This is a genomic window from Enterococcus silesiacus (assembly GCF_001886225.1).
In the GTDB taxonomy this organism is placed as follows: domain Bacteria; phylum Bacillota; class Bacilli; order Lactobacillales; family Enterococcaceae; genus Enterococcus_L; species Enterococcus_L silesiacus.
This window is the reverse complement of record NZ_JXLC01000060.1, coordinates 1-1381: the sequence shown is the minus strand read 5'-3', so window position 1 is coordinate 1381 and position 1381 is coordinate 1. Positions and strand designations below refer to the sequence as shown.

At 36.6% G+C, this 1381-nt stretch carries 1 protein-coding gene; it reads left to right on the top strand.

Annotation, left to right across the window (positions count from 1 at the left end; genetic code table 11):
* Positions 1 to 125 precede the first annotated feature (125 nt).
* On the top strand, positions 126 to 1381 hold a 1256-nt coding region (locus RV15_RS18365), incomplete at its 3' end, for an ISL3 family transposase (protein ID WP_071879430.1).

Here is a 1381-nt window from a genome sequence, read left to right as displayed (position 1 = left end):
GGCTCTATACTTTCTGATGTTGGTGAGAAATCACCGGCATCTTTTTTAATGCAAAATAATAGAAAAGACACCCTGATATCCTTTAGAATTAAGTCGACGAAAACCAATCAAAAGGGGAAATCAAGATGTCCTATACAAATCTTATCAAAGAAACCTTAGATATTCTAGACTTAAACATCACTTTTAATGAAATTTGCTTAAAAAAGGAATCGATCAAAGGAAGAATTTGTCAGGTCTTCTCTGGTACGCTCGATTATGCTGCTCATGTTTGTCCTCACTGTGAGGGAGAAGAAAAGGAGGCGATTATCCGTTGGGGCTTTACAAGCTGTCTGATTTTATTGAATGATGTTTCGGAGTATCAAACGTATTTACGCTTGAAGAAACGCCGTTTCTTCTGTCAATCCTGCAATCGATCGTTCGTTGCTAAAACGAGTCTTGTTGAAAAACATTGTTCGATTTCAACTAAAGTGAAGTTATCCATTGCCGATCGACTCAGAAAAACCACTTCTATGAGTGAAATTGCGCGTCAAAAGAAGGTCTCAGTTTCCTCTGTTTACCGTGTCTTGAAACGATTTTATGAACCTAAAAAAATCAATCGACTCACCTTACCTGAAATCCTTTGTTTTGATGAATTTAAATCAGTTAAGCAAGTCGCGGCTTCTATGAGTTTCATCATGATGGACGGTCAAACAAAGCAGTTAATTGATGTCGTTGAAAACCGTCAGCTCCCTTTTCTAGAGCGGTATTTTTCACGTTTTTCGTTGTCTGTCCGTAAAACGGTAAAGTATATTGTTTGCGATATGTATGCCCCTTATTTTTCTCTCGTCAAAAAGTTATTTCCGATGGCTCAGATTATTCTTGATCGCTTTCATCTTGTCCAACTCATCAGTCGAACCTTTTTAAAACACCGTATTCAGAGAATGAACACATTTCTTCATCAGGGAAATACAGAAGCGAAAACGTATCGACACATGAAGAAATACTGGAAACTTCTTCAAAAAAATCAATCAAAGCTTGATTTTAAAAAACGCCTTTGGCGTTCTTCCTTCCGCACTTATTTAACTGAAACAGAAGTCGTTGATCGATTACTTGCGTATGATGACGAATTGAAAAGTGGCTACACCTGTTATCAGGACTTTCTTTATGCCGTACAGACAAGAGATTTTGATCGGTTTCATACACTATTAGACGAAGATTTCCGCCGTCTTCCTTCCTACTATCAAAAGACTATTGGTACTTTTAAGAAGTACCAAAATGAAATTAAAAATGCGCTAGAATTGCCTTATTCTAATGGACCATTAGAATGTTTAAATAATCATATTAAAGTGTTGAAGAGAAATGCATACGGCTTTCGTAACTTTTACAATTTCAAGTTGAGAAT